A 25,271-nucleotide genomic window follows, 5' to 3' on the forward strand; every position below is an offset into this window, starting at 1 on the left:
TCCAGTCTGGATATCCTGATATTATGCTTGATTTGTTAACGTCTTAGATATAATATGTTCATATGTTTAAACTCTTAAACGTAATGGAGTGATTTAAATGCAGGCTATGGTTATTGAGAAATACGGGAAGAATGTTCCCTTGATACAGAAAGAAATGCCTGCTCCTCAAATCGGAGATCATGATGTATTGGTGGAAATCCATGCAGCAAGCTTAAATCCGATTGATTTTAAAATAAAAGAGGGCAAGGTAAAGCTCTTGTTGAATTATAAGATGCCATTGATTCTTGGGAATGATTTTTCCGGGGTTGTGGTCAAGGTTGGTAAACAGGTGAACGCTTATAAACCTGGAGATGAGGTATATGGCAGACCTCGTAAAGACCGAATTGGAACTTTGGCTGAATACATTGCTGTCCATGAAGAAGACATCTCGCTGAAGCCCCAAAACTTAAACTTTGAAGAAGCAGCATCCATACCACTGGTCGGTCTTACGACATATCAAGCTTTTTACGATATTTTGAAGCTTCAGAAAGGCCAAAAAATATTAATTCATGCAGGATCAGGAGGGGTTGGCACGTTCGCCATCCAGTTGGCCAAATTAATGGGAGCTTACGTCGCCACTACTGCCAGCGATAGAGGTTACGAATTGGTCCAATCCCTTGGTGCGGACCGTATTATCAATTATCGTAAAGAACATTTTGAAGAAATGCTGTCGGAATATGATGCGGTGTATGACACATTAGGAGGCGAGGTACTGGAAAAATCCTTTCAAGTACTTAAGCCCCATGGAAAAATAGTATCCATTTCCGGCTTGCCAAACGCGAGATTCGGGCGAGAAGCCAATTTGGGCTGGTTAAAGACCACACTGCTATCGATTGTGAGCCATAAGATTACAACTCTTGAGAAGAAAAACCAAGCAAGTTATCATTTTCTCTTTATGAAACCAAGCGGGGTTCAATTAGAGCGAATAAAGGGTTACGTGGAGGAAGGTCTCATTAAACCGGTTATTGATAAGGTTTATGATTTTGAAGATGTCGGGCAAGCGTTTCAGTATCTCGAAGGGGGAAGTGCCAAAGGGAAGGTCATCATTAAAATGAAGTAAGAGTTCAATAGAGATGGATTCCGTTCTTGTCCGAATGGAGAACAAGAACGGATACTTTTCTGATCGGACAGAGTAATGAATCAAAACCCAAATTGGATTTCTTTTTATTTTATCGGTATCCAAATTTGAGGTGGCTGGTGCGGTCCTGGATATACTTCCAGCTCGGGTATACCTGCATGCTCGTAAGGATTGGAAGGGAACCATTCGGAGATAATCTGCTTCCATAAGCGCTGCATACTTTCTGGCATCGGACCTTCGATTTCAAAAACACTCCATTTGCAAGCCGGAAAGGTGAATGAGGATAACCCTTCAGGTACTTCACCATCATACGCCGTAGCAATCCAGTATTCCATCTGCTTCACCTGGATTTCGTTCTGATCCACACAGACGCCTAGCAACCCCTTAATTACACCATTATTCAATTCAAATAAACGATCTTCTGTACCACTCGTATACGCATCCTGCCACATCTTGGCTATGCCTCGTAAGTTTTCCCCATCAATATAAGAGAAAGCCTGCTTTATCCCAACTACGGTAAAGGCATCTTGTTCAACAATTCTGTGATTCATCGGTTCTGCTCCTTTTAGACTTAATTGAATAACCAAACGATTATACGATTTGATAGAAGTACTGTTCTTACGCGCTTCACTGGGGGCAATTCCGTGCTGCCTCCGAAAAGCTTTGGAGAAAGATTCAGGAGTGTCATAACCATACTTGAGCGCCAGATCAATGATTTTTTGATCACTTTGTATAAGTTCATTGGCTGCCAAGGTTAACCGTCTTCGTCTGATATATTCGGCTACCGTAACATCAGTTAATAAGGCAAACGTACGTTGAAAATGAAAGGGAGAAATATGAGCTTGAGCTGCAATTTGCTCCATAGTCATATTTTCGAACAAATGATCTTCGATATAAGCAATAGCTAGTTGTAATGATTCGATCCAGTTCATACGATGAACCACTCCTTGATTCCAATAATAGATGAAAACTGATTCAAGAACCTGTCATTATGTGCTTTAATTTGTCCGGTTAGGGAAGGAGGAGAGGGAAAACCCAATCCACACGTAAAAAAAAGATGACCCCTGATGATTTCAAAGGCCATCTTTTGGCAAACGAAAAAAAAGAATTGAACGAAAAATAACGCTATGATATAATCGTTAGCGCCATTGACAAAAAAATAAAGTATGTACTTGTTTTTATCCCTACTTTAATTTTACATCTGGAATTTTGATTTGTCAATGCTCTTTTTCATCCCAAAAATAGGAAAAGGAGTGGTTCGGAGAGATGCAAACAAAAGAGTGGCAGCTGGAACAGGAAAGACTGGACTCTGTAAGGAACAAACTACAGGCCAGAATCACAGAATTGGAGCCAGAGGTTGCCGGGATGTGGGACCAGGCTTCGGAAATTCGCAAGCGCTTTTGGGAAGAAGTAACGATCAATACTAGCACCCAAGAAGATTTCGAAGAGACCTTCTACACCATTAACCAGCAGTCCGCGGTATTGGCCGAGCGGGAACGGGGTCACATGCGGTTGACGCAGCAATGGAATAACATGAAACGTCTGCTCCCGTCCCCCTATTTTGGCCGCATCGACTTTCAAGAGAAAGGTCTGGCCCACAACGATCAGATCTATATCGGCGTATCTTCCTTTGTCGACGAAGACGGATTGAGCTTTCTGATCTATGATTGGCGTACACCGATTGCGAGCATGTACTATGACTCTTCCCCCGGCATAGCGTCCTATGTGACGCCGATCGGAAGAATCGAAGGCACAATAGAGCTCAAAAGGCAATTTCAGATCCAAAACGGACAAATCAACAACATGTTTGATGCAAATGAAACGATTGGTGACCAATTGTTGCAGCAAGTGCTCGGCAAAGGTGCGGATTCACAAATGAAAAGCATCGTGGCAACCATTCAGAAGGAACAAAACGCCATTATCCGTAACGACACATGCCGAATGCTTATCGTACAAGGAGCAGCCGGTAGCGGTAAAACTTCCGCAGCCTTGCAGCGAGTGGCGTACTTATTGTACAAACACCGCCAGACGATCAGTGCTGATCAGATCGTCCTGTTCTCACCGAATCCGATGTTTGGCAGTTATATTTCCACTGTTCTTCCGGAGCTCGGTGAAGATAATATGCAGCAGACTACTTTTCAACAATATCTCGACTACTGGCTCGGCTCTTCGTTGCGTCCGGAGGATGTGTTTGATCAGATTGAATATGTACTGACCGCGCATGAAGCTCCAGGCTATGAGGCTCGGCTTCAGGGGATTGAATATAAAGCCTCCGATGCTTTTCTGCAAGCCTTGCAGAACTATGGAAACTGGCTGGGGCAGGAAGGCATGCGATTCAACAGCATACGCTTCCGGAACCGCGATTTGATTACTGCGGAGCAAATGAGAGCCAAATTTTACGGCTATGATCGTTCCCTGCCCTTGCTAAATCGCGTTGTACTCTTGCAGGAATGGCTGCTGAAAGAGCTGGATTCCCTGGAACGGATGGAACGTGAAGAAGCGTGGGTGCAAGAAGAATTGAATTATCTAGACACTGATCAGTATGCGGATATCTTCGAAATGCTGCATAAAGATAAGGAAGTATTCGATATCGCGGAGCAATACGCTCAAATTCGCGAGAAAATAAGCAAAAAGCGTCGGGAAGATGAAGGTGATTTTGACTTTGCCCAGAAGGAGGAGGACCTGCTCAGCCGCAAGATCGTGAAAGAACGTTTTAGCCCACTAAGAAAAGGTATCAAGAAATTTTCTTTTGTTGATATCAAAGGTATATATGGCGATTTGTTTGTTGACGAAGCCACTTATCGGGAGAAAACGAAAGCTACGGTTATCCCCACGCTATGGCCTAAGATATGCAGTCAAACCAAGGAAAGCCTGCTCCAGAACGCGTTGTTCCATGAGGATGCGACTCCCTATTTGTATGTAAAAGAACTGATTGAAGGTGTCCGGACGAACACGGAAATCAAGTATGTCTTCGTTGATGAGGGTCAGGATTACTCAACATTTCAATATGAATATCTCAAAAAGCTGTTCCCAAGAGCCCGCATGACCGTGCTCGGCGATTTCGGGCAAGCGATTTTCACGCAGGCTACCAATTTGGCCGCAGCTGATTCACCACTGGTCCGTCTCTACGGCGAAGCCGAAACAAGCCTTTTCTCCCTAGTGCGCAGTTATCGCTCTACGAAGGAGATCGTTGAATTTACAAGAGCGATGCTTCCAGACGGAGATGAAATTGTACCCTTTGAAAGAAAAGGCCTAAAGCCCCTGCTGACAAGAAGCAACGACAGAGAGAGGTTGGATGCACAAATGGTGGCAGATATCGCGGCGCTAAGAGCCGAGGGCTTTGATTCCATCGCTATTATTACGAAGACCGCCGCCGAAAGCCTCAAGGCCCATGAGTCGTTACAGATTCAAGGAGGCGAAGCGTTGCAGCTCGTTACGAAGGAAACGTTCAACTTTGAAAAAGGTGTAATGGTCATGCCTGTGTACCTCGCCAAAGGTGTAGAGTTCGATGCAGTCTTGGTCTATGATGCTTCATCTGGAGCTTATGGTCGAGATAATGAACGCAAGCTTCTTTATACGGCGTGTACGCGCGCTATGCATCGCCTTCATCTATACACGACGTGCGATTGGTCGCCTTTCATACAGGCCTTGGCAGCCGATTTGTATGAGGAATCAGGGACCTTTACAACGGAATAAACATGCTCGCATTGTCTGATCTAGCTGCGTATACGAATGGAGTCAATCAAACAAGTAGAACGAGTCGCCTTTAAGGCGACTTTTTTAGATTTTATATGTCATTAATATAGACAAATTTGTTAGCTGCAGCCTTTGGATTATTTCCATATTGTTATACTCATCATAAATTTTATTATATGGGTGGACTAAGATTACAGTTATATAATAGAAATACGTAACCAGAAGAATAGATTGCATACATAAAGTATAGAGGAGCTAAGATCATGTTAACCCAAATGAATTTACAGGGAAGCTGGGAGCTTCAACTGGATGAACATCAACAAGGCGTACAAGGCCCATTTGACGATACCATAACACTGCCGAACACGACTTCTCATGCACGTAAAGGAAGAAAGAATCATGTAGCTCACATTGGGTCTTTAACCGATGAATATTCTTTTGAAGGTTGGGTGTGGCTGAAACGGGAGATTGATATACCGGCAACGGTTGCTGGCAAGAAATGCAGTTTGTATCTGGAACGCACACGCATCACCAAGTTATGGGTCGATGGTGAAGAAGTTGGAGCGCAAGATAGTCTCAACACCCCTCATGTGTACAGCTTGTCGGAAGGGTTATCGGAGGGGAAACACACCCTCACCATCCGGGTCGACAATACGGACTATCCGACGAAAGGCGGACATCTTACATCCGTTGATACCCAGACTAACTGGAACGGAATTACCGGGAAGCTGGAGCTTCATTTTTACCACGACATGAACATGGGTGAGGTACAGATCTATCCCGATGCTAAAGAGCGAACATTCAGAATCACAAGTACATTGTCCAAATGCATACCAGGTACTGTATTGTCTGTTACTGCGCAAACCTTCAAGCCCCTTTTAAAAGAGACTCATGGATATAAGCCATCAGATGGAAATCATGTGCTGAATGAGCAAACCTATCCATGCAGCAAGGACGAAGTTAATGTGCTCTACAAGATGGGAGACGACGCATTGCTCTGGAGTGATTCAGACCCACATCTGTATGTGCTGACCCTTACTCTGTTGGGGGAACATGGCGATGTGCTGGATACAACCGAAATCATAACAGGACTGCGAGATTTTGAAGCTAATGGAGATGCTTTTACCATCAATGGTCGAAAGACGTTTCTTCGCGGAAAACATGACGGTCTAATTTTCCCGCTTACAGGTTACGCGCCAACCGATGTGGATGAATGGCTGGGAATCCTGAGCATTTCCAAATCCTATGGTATAAATCATTATCGCTTCCATACCTGTTGTCCGCCTGAAGCTGCGTTCACTGCTGCAGATCTGCTTGGCATCTATATGGAGCCCGAATTGCCATTCTGGGGAACGATCACAGATGAACTTGACCCACAGCATAATCAGGCTGAACAGGACTATCTCATTCGTGAAGGTTTTGCCATGCTCAAGGCGTATGGGAATCATCCTTCTTTTGTAATGATGTCACTCGGTAATGAACTTTGGGGCAGTAAAGAAAGACTGAATGCCATTATTAAAGCGTATAGAGCATTTGATTCACGCCATCTGTACACCCAGGGTTCAAACAATTTTCAGTTCACTCCGGTTATTCTAGAGGAAGAAGATTTTTACTGTGGTGTACGCTTTTCCAAAGATAGACTTTTCCGCGGCTCCTATGCCATGTGTGATGCCCCGTTGGGTCATGTGCAAACCGACGTGCCTGGTACCCTGAAGGACTACGACGACATGATCTTGCCAGATAGGACAGCTTTGGTGAGTGAGGGAATTCAAGGAGAAGAATCGGAGATTCAAATTCAATATGGCACGGAAGCCAAGACCGTGAAAGCCGCTTCTGTTGAAGAACAGCTCATTCCACATCTGCCCGTCATTTCCCACGAAATTGGACAATATGCCATGTATCCGAATTATGAAGAAATCGAGAAGTATACCGGGTCACTGAAGGCAAAAAACTTCGAGGTGTTTCGGGAACGTTTGCAATCCAAAGGGATGGGACATCTGGCTGAACCCTTTTTCAAAAGTTCTGGCAAACTTGCAGTAGCCTGCTATAAGGAGGAGCTTGAGGCGGCATTTCGATCCAATCATCTGGCAGGATTTCAATTGCTCGATCTTCAGGATTTTAGTGGGCAGGGAACAGCACTGGTAGGCATTTTGGATGCCTTCATGGATTCGAAAGGGCTAGTTACTCCCGAGGAGTGGAGGACGTATTGCTCGGATGCTGTCCTTCTGGCCCGATTCGAAAAATACAATTACAATTCGGGTGAAGATTTCAATGCCCACATTCAATTAAGGTACTACCGAACAGATTCATTGAAGGGTCATACCGTGGAGTGGGAGATGCGTGATTCGGATCAGCTGATTGCACAAGGAAAAGACGATATTTCCTTTATCTTTGGAGAAACTTGGTTTGAGATTGGCCAAATAAAGTTCAAGCTGCCTGATGTGAAAAGGATGACGCCAATCACTCTATCCCTGTATATTCCAGGTACCGATATTCGGAAGCAGTATGACCTATGGGTATACCCTGATCATGATGTGACAGCTATTGAACATGACCATATTTATAAGGAATTGTCCGATGAAGTCATTCACTTACTGGAACAAGGCGAGAGTGTGCTGTTACTCCCAACACTGGAGGATAACGAACATTCAATCGAAGGCACATATTGTACCGACTTCTGGTGTTATCCGATGTTCCGATCCATTTCGGAAAGCATGAACAAGCAAGTTCCCGTTGGCACGCTTGGTCTATTAATCGATAACGCGCACCCGGCATTGAAGCACTTCCCAAGTGAGGCGTATTCCACGTATCCTTGGTGGCATATCGTTATGAATTCACGGTCTATTATTATGGATAACGTCGCAGAGAATGTTCAGCCTTTCGTTCAAACCATTGATAATTTTGAACGTAATCATAAGCTGGGGCTGCTGTTTGAATGCCAGGTTGGAAAAGGCAAGCTGTTGGTTGGGGCACTAAATTATGATAAGTTGATTAACCATACAGAAGGGCGGCAATTCCTTTACAGCCTTGCACAATATGTAAAAAGTGAGGACTTCCAACCGGAAGCGAAGATAGAACTGGTTGAGCTCCAACAATTGTTGGGCAAGAAATAGATTAGGTTAACGAAACTATTATTATGTAAACCAAATGAAATTCCAGTTTCATTTCTTTCTGCCTTAATGACATAAAACCTCCATCATATGTAAACCGTAATGGGGTACGCATGAAGGAGGATACATATGAAGAAAGATCATGTGCATCAAAAAGAAGAAGAGAAGCTGAGCTGGATTAGTCTTTCCTTATTTGGAGCAGGATGTACACTGGGAACCGGATTTTTCCTCGGAACAAGTCTGGCTATTCATTGGTCCGGTTTATCCGTGCTAGTACTTTTGGTGCTGGCTGCCGCGGGGACCTATTTTGTATTTGGAGCATTGGCACAGATGACGGCAGAAGATCCGAAAGAAGGGGCTTTTCGAACATATGCCGGTGAAGCGTTCGGCCCGTGGGCCGGTTTCGGAAGCGGATGGATGTATTGGTCTTCCGAAATGCTGATCATGGGCAGTTCATTAACGGCGCTTGGATTGTTCTCTCAATTTTGGTTTCCCAAATTCCCATTATGGACGTTTGTTGCGGTATATGCATGCATTGGATTATTCATCGCCGCATTGGGAGCGAAAGGGTTAACTCAAACGGAGAATGTGCTGGCCGTAATCAAGTTAGCCGCAACGGTTGCTTTCATCGCGATTGCAGCAGCGGCTTGTCTGGGCTGGTTAGATGTGAAGATTACACCGCAGAAAATAACGAATGAATGGTTCCCTCACCAAATAAAAGGCGTGTGGACCGGGTTTATTTATGCCTTTTTTGCCTTTGCCGGGATTGAGGTCATGGGTTTAATGGCAGCCAAGCTGAAAGAACCTAAGGACGCAGTGAAATCAGGCAGAGTGATGTTGTTAACCGTCAGTACGCTGTATGTTGTGGCGATTGCCTTAATCCTTCTTCTGGTTCCTGCTGCTAAATTAACACCGGACGAGAGTCCTCTCGTCAAAGCGATGTCATCGATTGGATTTACGGTCGTGGTTCATATTCTGAATGGGATTTTGATTATCGCCGGGTTCTCCACGATGGTCGCTTCAATCTATGCGATTACGTCCATGTTGGTTAAACTGGGTGAAGACGGAGATGCACCGAAGATGTTTACGAAGACTTGGGGGAAAAAGAACATGCCCCTATATGCATTAGGATGCACTGCGGCCGGATTAATCCTTTCTACTCTCCTGGCGTTATGGATGCCTAAGAGCCTGTTTGAATATGTAACAACCGCAGGCAGCTTGGTATTAATGTATACCTGGCTTCTGATTTGTATCACGTATATCAAGAAAATGAAGCCAACAAGCTGGAATCGCATCAAAGTATGGACTGCTATGATTCTTATCCTAGCTGCAGTAGCTGGGACAGCCATGGAAAAAGCCAGCAGAAGAGGTCTGCTGGCCAGTATAGGTCTTGTTGCATTGATTGCCTTGATTACTTACATTGTAAACAAAGTACGAAAACCGCGACCGTCACCCTCTACTGAGCCATCCAAGTCCTGAATGGGTGTCTTATATCAGCTATTTCGTTAATTTACTCATGGCTTGCTTCATACGCATGAAGGGACACTTGGAAGGGGTCTGCTCGTCATCGGGCAGGAAATATTGTTTCCATTCCAGATTATCCTGCTGTCCATACCACATGAGCGAAGGGTGAGCGGGAACGGCATCATAGGCTGCCAAACGTTTGCGAATCAAGGTTTTCATTTTCCGGCCAAGAGGTGTGCTGTCATTAATCGATTCAAATACCCACCGTGGTTGAAAAGCAAACATAAGATAAGGGAAGTGCCTGCTGGCTCTAAGCTCGTGCGCGGGAGTGGCACAGAAACAAAAGTATGGCTCCCCGCCAAAGCAAAATTCCCATGTGGCTTCATGCGGATCAGTCGAAATATGTTCAGGCCAGGAGGCAGTATCAAGTGAGCTTACCCGGTTAAGCATCTCCCAGAACAAGGACTGATACTGCTCTACCGTTGTGTTATTTCTCAAATCATCCGGTGTTTCGCATATGACAACCAAAGAAGCATAGTGTCCCGTATCCCGGGAAACAGGCCCATATTGACGAAGCAATTCCGCCATGTCTTCAGCAGAAGCTTGTGTACGTGGATCCCTTGTGAATCCGTATCTTAGATGTCCTGAAAGAAAACCCATGCGTCCGGGTACACAAGGATACGTATTCCCCTCATCTGCAATCATATTGGCAAATTTAGAATATGCGTCCTGCTGCCATTCGGGTAGACCTTTGAATGATGCATTTATTTCATCGGCACTGAACAGCTCTGCCATGAATTCCCCAACTCCATTCCACATGATACCGTTAACGTATTAATGCGGAAGGCGTTGGGTGACTGTCCAGTGTAGTTTTTATGTCAGAAAAAGATGGATCGTATTGCTTCAAGCCCGAAGTACAGGCCAAAACCGATCAGACAGATACCTGAGATGATGGAGATCCAGCGCAAAACGGTTTCGTTGCTGCGTTTATGAAATCGGCTGGCCATGCCAGCCATGATGACATCCCAAACAAGGATTCCTATGAAAATACCAGAACTGTATAGTAGCAGATGAGCGGTGTCGGTATGCTTCACCGTTGTAGCGAGAATTGAGCCGTAAATGCCCAGCCAGAATAAAATATTCAGGGGATTGGATAAAGCCATGAGAAAGCCAGAGACAAAGGATTTTCCAACCTTTGCTACTGCTGTAGAGGAAGCCTGGATGCCGTCTTTTAACTTGGACAGTGTTTCCACACCGGTATACACCAGAATAAAGCTGCCAAAAGACCAAAGAAACGAGCGCATGAACGGCGTGTCCAGAAAATGAGCAACTCCAAAGTAGATCAGAAGCATGTACACCAAATCGGCAAACATGGCTCCCAGTCCCAAAAACCAGGCATGCATAAAACCGTGCCGGGCTCCGCGATCCAGCTGAGCGGCATTAATCGGACCAATTGGAGCTGATAGTGAGATTCCCAGAATAATATAACTAAACAGTACAGACATATACGCGTTCACTCCTTAACGGGTTAGACGAATTGTACCGGTAAGTCACACACATATGGGTACAAGTCATCGTATTCCCGTCTGGAGCAAATTAGAACAAGCCGTGTATCACTTAATCTGCTATCGGCTCTACATCCAGCTGGATGGCTGTGCAGTGATATCCGTTGCATGAGCTTTCTTCACATGGGCAGGCGGATAAACCGATAACCAGATCGGTCAATGCCTCCATCTCCACATAATCACCGGCGCGCGAATCTGGAGCTACGACATCAATTTTGCCCAGATCATCTACGACTGATTTCATAAACAGATTAAACGGATAATGCTGATCCGGCGGCAAGATCCCGAACGGTTCAAGTGCCTGATTTAGGTTATGATAGCAGCTGGCATGATCCTTTTTGCCATATAACACTTCATACATTTCCGGACGACAGGCGGAGTTGAAGAAATCATGAACACCAACCGTGTCACGAACGATCTTGAGCAGTGGCTGATATTGATTGGAATACACGGATTGTCCTGGTTTGATCCGGTAGGACCGCAGCACATCCATCGTTACACCAGGGTCTAGTCGATTATTGGCATTTTGAGCATCATATGCAACAAAATCAACGACCTGCTGACCCTCCAAATCGGTCACCCGAATTAATGAACCTTTAGTTACCTCGACGGCATAACCCGTTTTGGCCGGGATACGAACAGACTGTTTATGGCGTTCCGTTGTATTCATATTCATTCGTCACATCCTCCGCTGTTTTTGCTTTCAGTATGCGGAGCTGACATGGCTTTCATGCACTTTGGCAAACATAAAACTCACATTGAAAATGATATAGGTTGTATTCAGTGTTTATACTGGAAACAGTGGATTACCCTTCATGCCGACCCATAGTTCGGATGTTTCCAGCTGACCAGCCAGATGAAGCAACCAGTCCTCACGGCCTTTCGTTGCCATAATTTGCACACCCATGGGTAGACCTTCAGGAGTCAGATGCACAGGGACACTCATGGCGGGTTGACCCGTCAGATTCGCGAGCTGAGTGAACGGAGTGTATGTTAAACTTGGTTCAAACATCTCATAAATCAACTGCTGCTGCTGGATCTTGTCCAAATCGCTAATACGCATCAGATGTTCAATCTGTTCATTATGAGGCGTTAATTCGCCGATTTTGGGTGCTGGAAAAGCATTTACAGGTGTGACATAAAAATCATACCGTTCAAACAATGTGGACATCTGAGCTGCGGCAACATCCCATTCGGCCAAACTATGTACGAACTCGGCAGCGGATACTTTTTTGCCGGCTTCTGCCAGAACCCAGGACTCGATCTCCATATCATCAGAGGTTAAAGCTCTACCCATAGAACGTTCCATGGAAGAGATCATCGCCGCCATTTCGCCGCTGTTCATCATGTAATAGTTCTCCATCAGTTTGACACCATTAACCGGACTCAGCTTTTCTTCAACCTCATGACCTTGTTCTTCCAGCCAACGAACCATCTTATAAACGGCTTCTTTGGCTTCATCACTCACAGGTGTACCTACAGGTGAAGCTGTCGTGTATGCAACCTTCAATTTGCGTTGATGAGGATAGTGAATATCAGCCAAGTAGCTGCCTGGAAAGAGGGGGGCATGGAACGCAGCTTCGGGTTGAATCACTTGCAGTGTATCCAGTAAAGCAGCACTGTCGCGAACGGAACGGGACAACGCAAAATCAATCGAAGCACCCTGCCACTGACGACCAACTCCCGGTCCAACAGGTGTCCGCCCACGTGTAGGTTTGAGTCCGAACAGGCCGCTGAATGAAGCAGGGATTCGGATGGAACCACCACCGTCACTGGCTCCCGCAAGGGGTACAATACCCGAAGCTACTGCGGCAGCGGCGCCTCCACTTGAACCGCCTGGCGAGTGCTTGATATTCCATGGATTTCGACTTGGACCGTGAAGGCGGGGCTCAGTAATATTTTTCAGGCCAAATTCTGGCGTATTGGTATGTCCAATGATAATGAAGCCTGCATCAAGCAGACGGGATACGAAATTGGAATTCCGCTGTGCATGATGCTCACGGAGAAGACGAGAACCCGAGGTGAGAATTTCACCTTCTAGGGATTGAGAGATATCTTTCAATAACAAGGGCACGCCGGCAAAGGGCTGCTCTCCCGGGCGAACCATACTCGCTTCCTGACGGGCGCGTGTTTCATATGTACGAATGACTGCATTAAGCTGTGGGTTCACTTCTTCCAGGCGTGCATACGCCGCTTCCAGCAATTCGACAGGGGATATCTCCCGTGCGCGAACCAACTCAGCCAAACCTATGGCATCGTAGGATGTATATGAAAATGATGAAGATGAAGACATGATGATCGTTCCTCTCTAAATTAACTTGATCTACTATTTCATAAGTCATCGTAACACCGGAATAGCGAAAAGACAAAAGGCACTGTACATCTTGAAGGATGTGCAGTGCCTTAATTGATTGGCTTTTATATAAAATTTAATTTGTACGAAGCTTTGGTGCACCATCAGCCGGAGTCGCTGAGCGTTCTTGCTGTTTGGAGATGGCGAATAGGGCGATCCAGATGAGGATGAAACCCAACAGCTGCTCCCAGGTAATTAAAGTACGGAATGCAATCCAGTTTACCAGTACACCGGCCATCGGGAAGCTCAGCTCTGCAAGTGTTGCAACTGAGGCCTTGGTGGAAGAGAGACCTTTGTAATATAACAGAAGACTCAGTAAGCCTGGCAGTAAGGCCTGACCCAGAATATTAAGTGCCACAGCCGCCTGTTCACCTGTAGCGGAAGGGAATGTCCAGGCAGCACCTTCGTTCCACGTCATAAAGATCAGCAGTGGCAAGGCTACGACAAAGCGCAGGGAGGTGACCGTTTCATAACGGGTTTGCCCCAGCATCAGCCGCCCCATAACCGTTGAACCGCCCCACAAGGCAGCTGCACCCAGTGATAACAGGCTGCCTGCATGAATCCAATTGTTCCAGTTGCCAAGGGGAAGAGTGAATCCGAACGTGAGCAGGTATGTTCCTGCAAGTGCTATGATAAACAGTCCACCGAAGCGACGAGGCAATGTTTCTTTCAACAAAAGCTTAGCCAGAACAATCGCAAATAGCGGCTGCATCTTTTGCAATAACAAAACCGTGTTGGGATCGTTATGCGTGAGCGCAAGGGTAAACAATACTGTAGCGAGAGCAGATCCTCCCCAGGAGATAAAGATCACGGCAATCCAGTGCCGTGCACGCAGGTTTTTCAGATCAGCCCGGAACTTCCATAACACGGGAATAGCTACAAGGCTGACAATAATATGTTCCACCAGTACAATCTGAGTGGAGGTCATCGTTTTAAGCAAAATAATGCGGAACAGCGGATCTACACCCCAGAGGGCGGCGCCAAGCACGACGAGCCAGAATCCGGTATTGCTTCGTTCCTTGAGGTAAACTGTTGATGCATGTTGGGTCTTTTCCATATTCAGGACTCCTTCGTCAGAACACGGAATCTTCAGTTGGCAAAGTCGACAAAAGCCCCCGTTTTGGTATACACCAAATAAACGGGGGCTCAATCATTGACATGTCGTACGAAAATAAGCCTTTCGTTAACGGCATGTTAATGTGTTGATCTTCTCTCATCCGGACTGTACCGTCGGCCTTGGAGTCACACCAAGTCAGTCGCTGAATCCCTACATTGGGTCAAACAGCGAGTCGCGGGCTGGTTCCGAAGAACATCACCGCCGGTTGGGAATTGCACCCTACCCCGAAGATCCTATTCAATTATATTGTGTATTGAACAAGCTGTAACATTAATAAGTCCATCTTATTCCTGTAAGCGCTAGCAGTTCAAGTGTTTTTTTAGAATATGATATTCCAGCTTCCCTGTTGTCTGCGTAGTAATACAATCTGTCCTGCATGATACGCATCGTGGAGCAGCCAGCGGGCAAGTGCATGTGCCCATTTTTCATCCGTATTCATGTAAGAGGCTTCAAGATCAGATTCTTCTAATGAAGCGAGCTGATCACGAAGCTGTCCGGCTAATAGTGTTGTATTTTGCATAAGTGTACTCCAGCCAGTGGTATCGGAAGGGTCGCCAGGATCTCCAAAGGTGGATTCATTGTTTTCGGCAGGTGTACCGGAGGGTGTTTTGCCCTGAATGCGACTCAACAAACGATGATTATAGTAATACATATGGTTGACCAACTGCCAGATGCTTAATCCACCGGATGATGGAACCCAGGTTGCCTGTTCAGCAGTCAGTCCTTCGATTGCCTTGGATAAAGGCACAATCCAGTTACATTGATCCCAGGTATCATCTTTCTGAATGAGCAATAGTTCTGTTGCTGTTGTAGTCATTGATTTTTCCTCCCTAAAATAAGTTCATGGTAACTAGCTAAAGTGCAAAAATGTGGTTACAATTAATATAACCCAAACATGAATGTTTGTAACTATCTTTTTCGTTTTAGGAAGTTACAATTTAGCGGAGGTACGTATGGATAGACTATGGACTGATTTTGTGAACAGTGATTACCACGACTGGCGTGGTGGGGATCGTTCAGAGGACAGGGTTGGCAAAACCGAATGGCAGCAAGGATTTCTTAAACAATGGCAACTGAATGCATCTGTACCTGCTTCTTCTGAAGAGGAGGAAGCCTTGAGAAACTTTAGAAATGAATTGCAGGCTCTTGCAACTCGTTTATCTGAAGGAAATCCATTATCGAGCAAAGATCAGGAATGGCTTAACGCCAAGATGAAGGAAGGTCAAGTCATAAGAAGACTGAACGCTGGAGATGAGGGACTGAAACTTTCACTTATTCCTGTGGGAACTCGTTGGCAGCAGGTCATGGCAGAGGTCGCAGCCGATTTTGCAATCACAGTAGTTGAAGGGGATGGGGGAAGAATTCGTATCTGTGACAATGCAGATTGTCGCTGGATTTTCTATGACGATACACGCAGTAGAACCCAGAAATATTGTGATGACAAGATGTGTGGTAATCTGATGAAGGTTAGAAGGTTTCGGGCAAAACGGAAGAAGGAACAGCAGCAAGAGTAGGCGTATACACTGAAAGTGTGATTTGCTGTACTTTGCGACAACCAGGAAAATACTCCAAAGAAAATATTTAAATCCAGAAATTGCATGTTACCAATAACTGCTATATAATATATATGTACTTAAAATAATTCAGTTAGTAGTTCAGTCAATTCAATTCAATTCAGTCAGAGATTAACACTCGGGATTCAAGCGTATATCCAACAAAAAAACAATGATTGGAGATGTGTCTTGTGGGGACAAGTTATCTACTGAAAAATGGTTGTGTATTGTCTATGGATTCGTCGGTGGGTCAATATAAGCGGGCGGACGTTCTCATTGAGGATTCTCTTATTACTGCTATTCAGCCTGATCTGAGTTGCACGGAAGCGGAAGTGATAGATGCATCGGAGATGATCATACTCCCTGGACTTGTAGATACGCACAGGCATGTGTGGGAGTCGCTTGTAAAAACAGCGGGAACGAACTGGTCACTGCCGGTCTATCTGCAAAATCTCTACTATGGGGCGATGGGAAGTAAACTCCGGCCACAAGACAGCTATATCGCCAATTTGCTAGGTTCATTGGAAGCGCTTAACGCAGGAGTGACCACGCTACTTGACTGGAGTATGCCGTATTCACCGGAGCACACGGATGAACTGATTCGCGGACTTCAGGATGCGGGGATTCGGTCGGTTTTCGCTTATGGTGTACCGGGTGAGACTACCTACTGGAACAGAGAGAGCCAGCTGACGTATTCGAATGATGTGAGAAGAATCAAGGAACAGTATTTTTCCTCACGGGATCAGTTGCTTACGTTCGGCCTAGCTATTCGTGGACCGGAGTTCAGCCATTGGGATACCACAGTGAAGGAAATTCAGCTTGCCCAAGAGCTGGATGCGATATGTTCCATGCATGTTGGCTTTGGAAGCTGGGGATCTGTAGATCGTTCGATAAGTAAAATGTATGAGGCTGGTTTACTGAGCCCAAGTCTGAACGTCGTACACGGTAATACGATGGATACGGATGAGTATAAAATGTTGGCCGATAGCGGCGCCTCACTGTCTGTTACACCGGAAGTGGAGATGATGATGGGGCACGGTTATCCGGCAACGGGGTACTTTCTCGAACATGGAGGAACTCCAACGCTCGGAGTGGATGTTGTAACATCAACAGGTGGGGATATGTTCTCCCAGATGAAATTTGCACTTCAGGCCGAGCGTTCCAGAGGCAATGAACAACTTTTGCAACAAGGTGAAATGCCTGGGGAGCTAAATCTGCAATCCAGTCAAGTGCTAAGATTTGCAACTTCTGCTGGAGCAAAGGCTCTGGGACTTGAAAGAAAGATAGGCACACTTACGCCAGGTAAAGAAGCAGATCTGATTATGATCCGAACCACCGACCTTAATTTGTTCCCGGTGCATGATCCGGTTGGAGCCGTCGTTCAATTTGCCAATCCATCGAATGTGGATACCGTGTTTGTAGCAGGTCGGCCCGTGAAGCGTGAAGGCAAGCTGCTGCATGTCGATCTGAACGAGGTTCGTCGGAAGGCTTTGGACAGCAAGGAATATCTGCTATCTCAATATCGGATGTCGGATGCAGAGCGAATTGTATTTTCATAAGTTAGATGATCCATGTGAATGAAAGAGTAATTCTTTTTCAGAATTCAATAGAGTGGATGTCCTTATCTGAATTATGGATCTAATAGTGTTGCGAGTGTGGGCCGCATACGGATATGCGGCTCTTTGGCGTACCTGTTTATGGTGCGTCATGACAGAGGGAGCAAGAAATAAACCGCAAAAAGAGGCGGAAAGTTACTCTATTTACATAGTTGCATGTAACAACGAGTTAATAATGTTTTGTTATAGAAAAAAGGGGTTAAAAAACTGCGCATAATATAAATTATACGCAGTTTTCGTTTAAATCGATTTTCATATTCGTCCCTGTCCAACAGATCATGATAATTTCCGCCTGAATCGCACAAAATATACGATCTTCCTAAAATAAATTTAACAAAGCAACGCGACAAAGTGTAGAAATCAATAGATTTTTGTAGTTGGCTAGTAAGATAGAACAAAGGGCTTTTTCATAGAACAGATGAACCAAACCAAAATTCGTAAAGTATAGGACACATTCATATTTTCAACACGAGAGGAAACTGTGTATGAATCAAAACCAGAATCGATCTTCCCTGTTTAGAAAAAAGCCGATTGCCACCGGAGATAACGAAAGCAATATGTTGAAAAGGGTGCTTGGCCCATTGGATCTGATGACTCTAGGGGTAGGTGCGATTATCGGTACGGGTATCTTTGTACTCACAGGCGTTGCTGCCGCAAAATATGCAGGTCCCGGTTTGGTACTGTCTTTTCTGCTGGCAGGTATTATCTGCGCCTTCGCTGCATTATGTTACTCGGAGTTTGCATCCAGTGTGCCTGCTTCAGGAAGTGCGTATACGTATAGCTATACCGCTTTTGGCGAAGTCATTGCCTGGATTCTTGGGTGGGATCTTATTCTGGAGTATGGATTTGCGAGTGCGGCTGTTGCCAGCGGCTGGTCTGGATATTTTCAAACGTTATTGTCCGGATTCGGGTTGCAAATCCCCCATGCGCTCACCAGTGCATTTAGTCCTGAAAAAGGAACCTATTTTGATGTCACCGCAGCGGCGATCACATTAATCATTACATTCCTGCTCACCCGTGGGGTGAAAGAGGCTGCTCGTGCCAACGGAATCATGGTAGCGATTAAAATTATCGTGGTGCTGATCTTTATCGGTGTGGGTGTGTTCTATGTACAGCCAGATAACTGGCAACCGTTTCTTCCGTTTGGCATCTCAGGGGTAACCGCAGGGGCAGCAACAGTATTTTTTGCATACATTGGTTTCGATGCGGTATCTACGGCTGCGGAAGAAGTGAAACGTCCTCAACGGGACTTGCCGATCGGTATCATTGCATCCCTTGCAATCTGTACCGTGCTTTACATCGTGGTATCGTTGATCCTGACAGGAATGGTGCCCTTTCACATGCTGAATGTGAGTGATCCGGTTGCCTTTGCCTTTGAATTTGTGCAGTTGAAGGGCTTGTCCTGGATTGTTTCGCTTGGAGCGATTACGGGAATTACCACGGTATTACTTGTTATGATGTATGGTCAGACACGTTTGCTTTATTCCATGTCACGGGACGGACTGTTGTCTCCGGTATTCTCCAAAGTCAGTGGCAAAAGCCAAACACCCGCTACGGGAACTTGGGTTGCTGGAATCATCGTCGCTTTATTCTCGGGATTCATCTCACTTGGCCATCTGGCAGAGTTGACCAACATCGGAACACTCTTCGCTTTCGCGGTGGTGAGTCTGGGGATTATCGTATTGCGGAAAAACAACCCGGAACTGAAGAGGGGATTCCGCGTGCCTTTTGTTCCACTCATTCCTATTCTGAGTGCTGTTGGCTGTATGTATCTCATGACACGTCTTGCAGCTCTGACCTGGATTACATTCTTCGGTTGGTTAATTATTGGTTTAATCATCTACTTTGCCTACGGTCGTCATCACAGTCATTTGAATCCGGCACGGCGTATATCGGACACGTTCAAAACAACTAAGGGGAAATAGCGTTCATAGCTGATTCCTATATTGTAGAGATATCGTGAAAAGTTAGTAAATTTATTTGTCACACTGAAACTATACGTGAATAGAGTCAACTGTATTGTCTCATACTGCATCGCCAAAGCGGCGCGGTATGGGGCTTTTTTTGTGTGAGCTGTTCGTTTGATTTGAAAAAAACGGTAATATTTAAGGTTATATATGGGTATCTAATAAGTAATATATCTGTCCTAGTGAGCGGAACCGGGGTTGCGGTCAGGGCAAATATGACATATATTTGGGGGTGTGACATGCCATCAGACATAGGAGAGGGGATGTATCATGAACATAGCATTACATACCAATCAACATCACCGAAATTCGAATTTCGGCTTTGCATTGGCGGATTCAGCCGTACTTGCAGAGACAAAGCTAATCCTTTCACATCCAGAGTACTCAAACGAATATCAATTGGATATTGATCCGCAGCGTCGTTTGAAGGATGGACGCAAAGTATCGGTAGTTGCACAGCATATGGATGCACCGCTGGATCGGCAAGATGCCATTATCATATATGGGGAAGAGCTGGGATTTGCACAATATACCGTTGCTCTGCGACCAGATAGTACATGCTCACTCACTCCCATTGAAGGAATAGATCATCCGATCATGTTGAATTGGGGTGACTTTGCAGAAGGGGAGTATGAGCTGCGAATTTCACTGCATGTCAAAACACCCCGCATCGCAGAGGGACCACTGGAGCCCGAGCAGCAAGCCATGGTGAAATATGCTCAGGTGGTAACTGTAGCGATATGTCTGTTTCCAGCCGAAGTTGTACAGATGAACGCTGTACCCGAGAAGGTCTGGACACGGGATAATCATGTGTTTGACTCCTACGGCAGTGGTGGCTTTATTCTCGCAGATCTGCCTCGTATGGCGAAACGTGTAGAAGATCTGATCGGTTCTGGAAACCATAATCTGATTGAACAATTCAGTGAAGGTGACCTCTCAGACACCTTGCTGGAGGACGGTCTCATGGCGATTGCCTGGGGAGTAACACCATGGTGTTATTCAATATATTCAGCTCCGGATGAACATTCGAGAACTTTACTTTCGGTAGACAAGCTGGGTGATGAACCTCAGACCACGGGAATATACCGTGTGCATCCTGAAATTAAACAATTAAGTATAGTGCCGGTAAACGAATTGGCATACTGGCCATCATGTACTGAGAAAGCATGGCCTGTAATCGATGTTGCGGGTGAAGGGGAGACGTTGCGTATGGACTTGTATGTTCAGATTTGTGAATCAGTGAATGGACTACACGAAAATCCACTGCCTTCATTTGTACTCACCCGCACCGAGGGACAGCCCGAGGCGATCATCGCACTCATCGACGTCGTAATTGTAGACTAATAAATAGAAGTGTGGTGACGAACACAGATGATGACTGAAGAGATTCAGGAGCAATACGCCGATGAGCTTGAAGCTTTTCATATATGGATGAAAGATGCGGGCTACACGGGACATACGGTAAAATCATACACAGGTGACGTTGCTGAATTTCTCGTCTCTATTCATGGGAAGTCATTGGAGCAGGTCAAAAAACTTCATGTGTTATCTTTCTTATCCCGAGCTCGGGAAAGAGGGGTCAGTGACTCGACGCGGAATCGAAAACACGCAGCGGTGAACTGTTTTTATAAGTCATTGATTGAGCTTGAATTGGTGACCAATAACCCGGCTTTCGGAATCAAGAAATCCAAAACCGAGCAAAATCGTGCCCCCGTCTTCCTTGACGAAAGCGGTTTGGAACGATTTTTGCAATCGGTGGAGGGCAAATATCGTACACGAAACCTGGCTATTTTTCTACTCATGGGATACATGGGATTGCGGGTCGGAGAGGTGCATGCCTTGAACTGCAAAGACTATAATGCGGAACGGCGCACGCTGGACGTTTTCGGTAAGGGCCGAAAATGGCGTACATTGCCTGTGCCAGAGACCGTTGCCGAACTGTTATCCCAGGCTCTTCAGGAGCGAGTGGATCCATGGCGGGCGAAAGAAGAGGCATTATTCGTCTCGCAAAAGGGGAAACGATTGTCGATTCGCAGTATTCAGCTTATATCGACCGAAACCTTTGAACGCTTTCAGCAGGAATCAGCCTCCAATCAGCGTGTGAACTACTCCAGTCATAAACTGCGTCACTCATTCGCGACCATGATGCTTAGACGTGGAGCAGATCTGCGAACGGTTCAGGAGCTGTTGGGTCACTCCTCCATTCAAACGACCACGGTGTACACCCACGTAACCAGCCGTGAGAAGGAAGAAGCGATGGCCTTGCTGGATGTCAAACTTCCTGCGTTTGTGGCTGATATGTAAAAGAGAAACTTGTTTATATAATAGAAGAAAGTAATGGTAGAGAAGCCTGTCCAAGTGACAGGCTTTTTTACTTCTCAAATGCTGAATTATGCGATGGTCTCACTCTTAGCAAAAATTTGAATACCTTATGAAATAAGTTGAGGTATTTGAGTGAGTGAAATGGTTAAGAGGGGAGGGGTATAATATGGCTACTTTATCAACTGGACCTATTGAGAATAATCCGGTTAGTGGCGTAAGGCCAACGCAACAGTTGACGATTAAGATCGATAATAGGGATCTGGTCAATAATGCGAGTATTTTGATTCAAGGATTTTATTTGAATGGGACCAGAACTCTGTACGCACTTGAACTAATTAGTATAAATCCAAATCAAGCAATTACGAAGAACTATTTTGCGAATCTAGATGTATTTGAATTTGTCTTTACAACAAGTGGTGTCGCAGAACAGCAAATAGAAATATCAGTATGGGGAAAAAATTCTGCAGGACAGCTTGTAACGCCTCACCGTATCGTATCCTCAGAATTGTTAGGAGCAAATGGCACAACGGGAGTAACGGGGGTTACTGGAGTTACTGGTGCTACCGGAGATACTGGGGTAACCGGAACTACCGGGGTCACTGGAGTCACTGGAGTTAGCGGAGTAACGGGAGCTACTGGGGTTACTGGGGTTACTGGAGTTACTGGGGTTACTGGTGCTACTGGGGTTACTGGGGTTACTGGAGCTACTGGTGTTACTGGAGCTACTGGAGTTACTGGAGTAACGGGAGCTACTGGTGTTACTGGAGCTACTGGTGCTACTGGTGCTACTGGGGTTACTGGGGTTACTGGAGCTACCGGGGTAACCGGAGATACCGGGGTAACGGGAGCTACTGGGGTTACTGGAGATACTGGTGCTACTGGAGCTACTGGAGATACTGGGGTTACTGGAGATACTGGAGCTACTGGGGTAACCGGAGATACCGGGGTAACGGGAGCTACTGGGGTTACCGGAGTCACTGGAGTTAGCGGAGTAACGGGAGCTACTGGAGTAACTGGTGCTACTGGAGTTACTGGAGCTACTGGAGTTACTGGAGTTACTGGGGTTACCGGAGTTACTGGGGTTACTGGAGATACTGGTGCTACTGGAGATACTGGTGCTAGTGGAGATACTGGAGTAACTGGGGCTACTGGTATAACCGGAGTAACTGGAGTTACCGGAGTTACCGGAGTTACCGGAGTTACCGGAGCTACTGGGGTTACTGGAGCTACCGGGGTCACTGGAGTCACCGGAGTCACCGGAGTAACTGGAGCTACCGGGATCACTGGAGTCACCGGAGTTACTGGAGATAATGGAGTTACTGGTACTACTGGAGATACTGGGGTTACTGGAGTTACTGGAGCTACTGGGGTTACTGGTGCTACTGGAGTTACTGGTGCTACTGGGGTTACTGGTGCTACTGGGGTTACTGGTGCTCCTGGAGTTACTGGAGTTACTGGAGCTACTGGGGTTACTGGAGATACTGGAGCTACCGGGGTTACTGGAGCTACCGGGGTAACGGAGATACCGGGGTAACGGGAGCTACTGGGGTTACCGGAGTTACTGGAGTTACTGGAGTTACTGGAGTTACTGGAGCTACTGGAGTTACCGGAGCTACCGGAGTTACTGGAGCTACCGGAGCTACTGGAGTTACTGGAGCTACCGGGGTAACCGGAGATACCGGGGTAACGGGAGCTACTGGGGTTACCGGAGTTACTGGAGTTACTGGAGTTACTGGAGTTACTGGAGTTACTGGAGTTACTGGAGTTACTGGAGTTACTGGTGCTACTGGGATTACTGGGGTTACTGGAGCTACTGGGGTTACTGGAGTTACTGGGGTTACTGGAGCTACCGGGGTCACCGGGGCTACCGGGGTCACCGGAGTTACTGGAGTTACTGGAGCTACTGGGGTTACTGGAGCTACTGGGGTTACTGGAGCTACTGGGGTTACTGGAGCTACCGGGGTCACCGGGGCTACCGGGGTCACCGGAGTTACTGGAGTTACTGGAGTTACTGGAGTTACCGGGGTAACCGGAGCTACCGGGGTAACCGGAGTTAGCGGAGCTACTGGAGCTACTGGAGCTACTGGAGTTACTGGGGTTACTGGTTCAACAGGCACAGTTGATCCTACTGTAGCTATAGTGGGGGTAGGCCCAAATGTTAGCTCTCAGTTTAGCGAATTAAGAACAAGTGAAAAAACGCCGATCATTGAATTGACTTCGGTGTATGGTCTATCTAACCTAAGAGACATCGTAACCACACTGGGAGCTGCAACGGTTGGAAGTAATAACACTGAGTTTCAATTAAGCACAACAGCATCTGGAGCAGATACTGCCATTCTACAAAGCTCAGAGAGAGGAAGATACGAGTCAGGGTATGCTGGAGAAGCAGGGATAGGTGTCCGGTTACCTGTTGCGCCTACTGGGACACAAGTGGTAAGATGGGGATTTTTTGATGACCAAAATGGCTTGTTTTTTGGTCAGAGTGTTGCAAATGGAATATTTGTAGCAGTTAGAAGAGCAGGTTCTGACACCATTATCCCTCAAGCATCCTGGAATGTTGATAAATTAAATGGAACAGGTCCTAGTGGAGCGACGCTTAGTCTGGCTAAGGGAAATATATTTCAAATTCTATATACTTGGTACGGGTATGGTGTCATTGAGTTTAGAGTCGTTATTCCTGATCCTACGACTTTAGCGCAAGAAGTAATTACCGTTCAGCGATTTTCACCAACCGGGCAAACGAGTCTGGCCGACCCTAATCTTCCTCTCCGTGCAGAAATTTCGAATAGTGGAACGGCCTCTGCACTTAATTTATTTGTTGGAGGAAGACAATATAGTATTGTGGGTAGATATAGTCCCGTATTCAGAATTACTTCTGAAAGAAGAACCGTAACTGCAACAGGAACCCTTACACCGATATTAGCCTTCCAAAGAAAAACAACCTTCCCAGCAGGTTCGGGCAGAACGAATTCAGTCAGTGTAAAACTTGAAGGGATCGACCTTGTAACATCAGATGATATTTACTACCAGATCATATTAGGTGGAACAATTGATGGAGCCTTTGCAGCTTTTCCAACGGCAACGACGAATATTCCAAACTCGGAGACAGGTCTGTTAGTAAATAGTACGCTAACGACCATTACTGGAGGTCAAGTACTATTGCAAGGCTTAGCAGCTGGAGTTGAAGGAAGTGCCAGAATTTTAGCTTCTGCTTCATTATTGAATTTTCAATTACCAGACACTGAATTTATCACACTGGCTGTAGCCAACTTAAGTGGCGGTACGAATTCTGTCACAGCAACCTTTAGTGTCACTGAAGAATGGTAGTCAATAAAAAGCTGGGAGAAGAATATTCACTTCTTCTCCCTCTTTCTGCAAAGGAGGAAAAACA

General features: G+C 45.9%; 19 protein-coding genes and 1 riboswitch. Of the genes, 11 read left to right on the forward strand and 8 right to left on the reverse strand.

The window, feature by feature from the left end; translation table 11 throughout:
• Nucleotides 1-97: 97 nt before the first annotated feature.
• Nucleotides 98-1,099: an NADP-dependent oxidoreductase gene (locus MKY42_RS15905; RefSeq protein ID WP_090897976.1), complete on the forward strand. Its 1,002-nt coding sequence runs from the start codon at nt 98-100 to the stop codon at nt 1,097-1,099.
• A gap of 104 nt (nt 1,100-1,203) precedes the next feature.
• On the opposite strand, the gene MKY42_RS15910 is transcribed toward MKY42_RS15905, so the two are convergent.
• Nucleotides 1,204-2,049, reverse strand: a complete 846-nt coding sequence (locus tag MKY42_RS15910; RefSeq protein ID WP_090897978.1) for an AraC family transcriptional regulator — start codon at nt 2,047-2,049, stop codon at nt 1,204-1,206.
• Nucleotides 2,050-2,383: 334 nt separating this feature from the next.
• Here MKY42_RS15910 and helD point away from each other — a divergent pair, with 334 nt between their 5' ends.
• The 3 genes from helD (at nt 2,384) to MKY42_RS15925 (ending at nt 9,402) form a co-directional block, all read left to right on the forward strand.
• A complete protein-coding gene (gene helD, locus MKY42_RS15915) occupies nt 2,384-4,813 on the forward strand; it encodes an RNA polymerase recycling motor HelD (RefSeq protein WP_339852474.1) in 2,430 nt (809 codons plus the stop codon).
• 263 nt (nt 4,814-5,076) lie between these two features.
• Nucleotides 5,077-7,926: a glycoside hydrolase family 2 TIM barrel-domain containing protein gene (locus tag MKY42_RS15920; protein WP_339852477.1), complete on the forward strand. Its 2,850-nt coding sequence runs from the start codon at nt 5,077-5,079 to the stop codon at nt 7,924-7,926.
• Nucleotides 7,927-8,052: 126 nt separating this feature from the next.
• The gene (locus MKY42_RS15925) at nt 8,053-9,402 is read left to right on the forward strand and encodes an amino acid permease (RefSeq protein ID WP_339852480.1); all 1,350 of its coding nucleotides are present in this window, start codon (nt 8,053-8,055) and stop codon (nt 9,400-9,402) included.
• Between the two features lie 18 nt (nt 9,403-9,420).
• Here MKY42_RS15925 and MKY42_RS15930 read toward each other — a convergent pair whose 3' ends face one another.
• The 6 genes from MKY42_RS15930 to MKY42_RS15955 all read right to left on the reverse strand — a co-directional run bounded on the left by MKY42_RS15930 (nt 9,421) and on the right by MKY42_RS15955 (nt 15,239).
• Nucleotides 9,421-10,182 carry a YqcI/YcgG family protein gene (locus MKY42_RS15930; RefSeq protein WP_090897993.1) on the reverse strand — a complete coding sequence of 254 codons (762 nt, stop codon included), beginning with the start codon at nt 10,180-10,182 and terminating at the stop codon, nt 9,421-9,423.
• An 83-nt stretch (nt 10,183-10,265) separates the two neighbouring features.
• A complete protein-coding gene (locus tag MKY42_RS15935; RefSeq protein ID WP_339852483.1) occupies nt 10,266-10,892 on the reverse strand; it encodes a LysE family transporter in 627 nt (208 codons plus the stop codon).
• 112 nt (nt 10,893-11,004) lie between these two features.
• On the reverse strand, nt 11,005-11,628 hold the full coding sequence (locus MKY42_RS15940) for an urea carboxylase-associated family protein (RefSeq protein WP_339852486.1): 624 nt from the start codon (nt 11,626-11,628) through the stop codon (nt 11,005-11,007).
• 111 nt (nt 11,629-11,739) lie between these two features.
• The gene (locus MKY42_RS15945) at nt 11,740-13,245 is read right to left on the reverse strand and encodes an amidase (protein ID WP_339852489.1); all 1,506 of its coding nucleotides are present in this window, start codon (nt 13,243-13,245) and stop codon (nt 11,740-11,742) included.
• Between the two features lie 136 nt (nt 13,246-13,381).
• Nucleotides 13,382-14,362 (reverse strand): DMT family transporter, encoded by a 981-nt coding sequence (locus MKY42_RS15950; RefSeq protein ID WP_090898002.1) that lies wholly within the window; start codon nt 14,360-14,362, stop codon nt 13,382-13,384.
• Nucleotides 14,363-14,506: 144 nt separating this feature from the next.
• A riboswitch (FMN riboswitch) is annotated at nt 14,507-14,658 on the reverse strand.
• An 83-nt stretch (nt 14,659-14,741) separates the two neighbouring features.
• Complete coding sequence (locus MKY42_RS15955) at nt 14,742-15,239, reverse strand: DinB family protein (RefSeq protein WP_090898005.1); 498 nt, start codon at nt 15,237-15,239, stop codon at nt 14,742-14,744.
• Between the two features lie 136 nt (nt 15,240-15,375).
• Between MKY42_RS15955 and MKY42_RS15960 the strand changes: the two genes are divergently transcribed.
• From MKY42_RS15960 to MKY42_RS15985, 6 genes are all read left to right on the forward strand, one after another.
• Nucleotides 15,376-15,936: a CGNR zinc finger domain-containing protein gene (locus tag MKY42_RS15960; protein WP_179264844.1), complete on the forward strand. Its 561-nt coding sequence runs from the start codon at nt 15,376-15,378 to the stop codon at nt 15,934-15,936.
• 221 nt (nt 15,937-16,157) lie between these two features.
• The gene (locus MKY42_RS15965; protein ID WP_090898011.1) at nt 16,158-17,534 is read left to right on the forward strand and encodes an amidohydrolase family protein; all 1,377 of its coding nucleotides are present in this window, start codon (nt 16,158-16,160) and stop codon (nt 17,532-17,534) included.
• Nucleotides 17,535-18,148: 614 nt separating this feature from the next.
• On the forward strand, nt 18,149-19,516 hold the full coding sequence (locus MKY42_RS15970) for an amino acid permease (RefSeq protein WP_339852924.1): 1,368 nt from the start codon (nt 18,149-18,151) through the stop codon (nt 19,514-19,516).
• A gap of 312 nt (nt 19,517-19,828) precedes the next feature.
• Nucleotides 19,829-20,902 carry a hypothetical protein gene (locus MKY42_RS15975; RefSeq protein WP_339852495.1) on the forward strand — a complete coding sequence of 358 codons (1,074 nt, stop codon included), beginning with the start codon at nt 19,829-19,831 and terminating at the stop codon, nt 20,900-20,902.
• Between the two features lie 27 nt (nt 20,903-20,929).
• A complete protein-coding gene (locus tag MKY42_RS15980; protein WP_179264841.1) occupies nt 20,930-21,862 on the forward strand; it encodes a tyrosine-type recombinase/integrase in 933 nt (310 codons plus the stop codon).
• Between the two features lie 184 nt (nt 21,863-22,046).
• Nucleotides 22,047-23,414 (forward strand): collagen-like protein, encoded by a 1,368-nt coding sequence (locus tag MKY42_RS15985; protein ID WP_339852498.1) that lies wholly within the window; start codon nt 22,047-22,049, stop codon nt 23,412-23,414.
• On the opposite strand, the gene MKY42_RS15990 is transcribed toward MKY42_RS15985, so the two are convergent.
• A complete protein-coding gene (locus MKY42_RS15990; protein ID WP_339852501.1) occupies nt 23,386-23,997 on the reverse strand; it encodes a hypothetical protein in 612 nt (203 codons plus the stop codon). The two genes, MKY42_RS15985 and MKY42_RS15990, sit on opposite strands and share 29 nt — an antisense overlap.
• A gap of 22 nt (nt 23,998-24,019) precedes the next feature.
• Between MKY42_RS15990 and MKY42_RS15995 the strand changes: the two genes are divergently transcribed.
• Nucleotides 24,020-25,207 (forward strand): hypothetical protein, encoded by a 1,188-nt coding sequence (locus MKY42_RS15995; RefSeq protein ID WP_339852504.1) that lies wholly within the window; start codon nt 24,020-24,022, stop codon nt 25,205-25,207.
• Nucleotides 25,208-25,271 lie beyond the last annotated feature (64 nt).

The organism is Paenibacillus sp. FSL W7-1088, from assembly GCF_037969855.1.
Taxonomy (GTDB): Bacteria; Bacillota; Bacilli; order Paenibacillales; family Paenibacillaceae; genus Paenibacillus.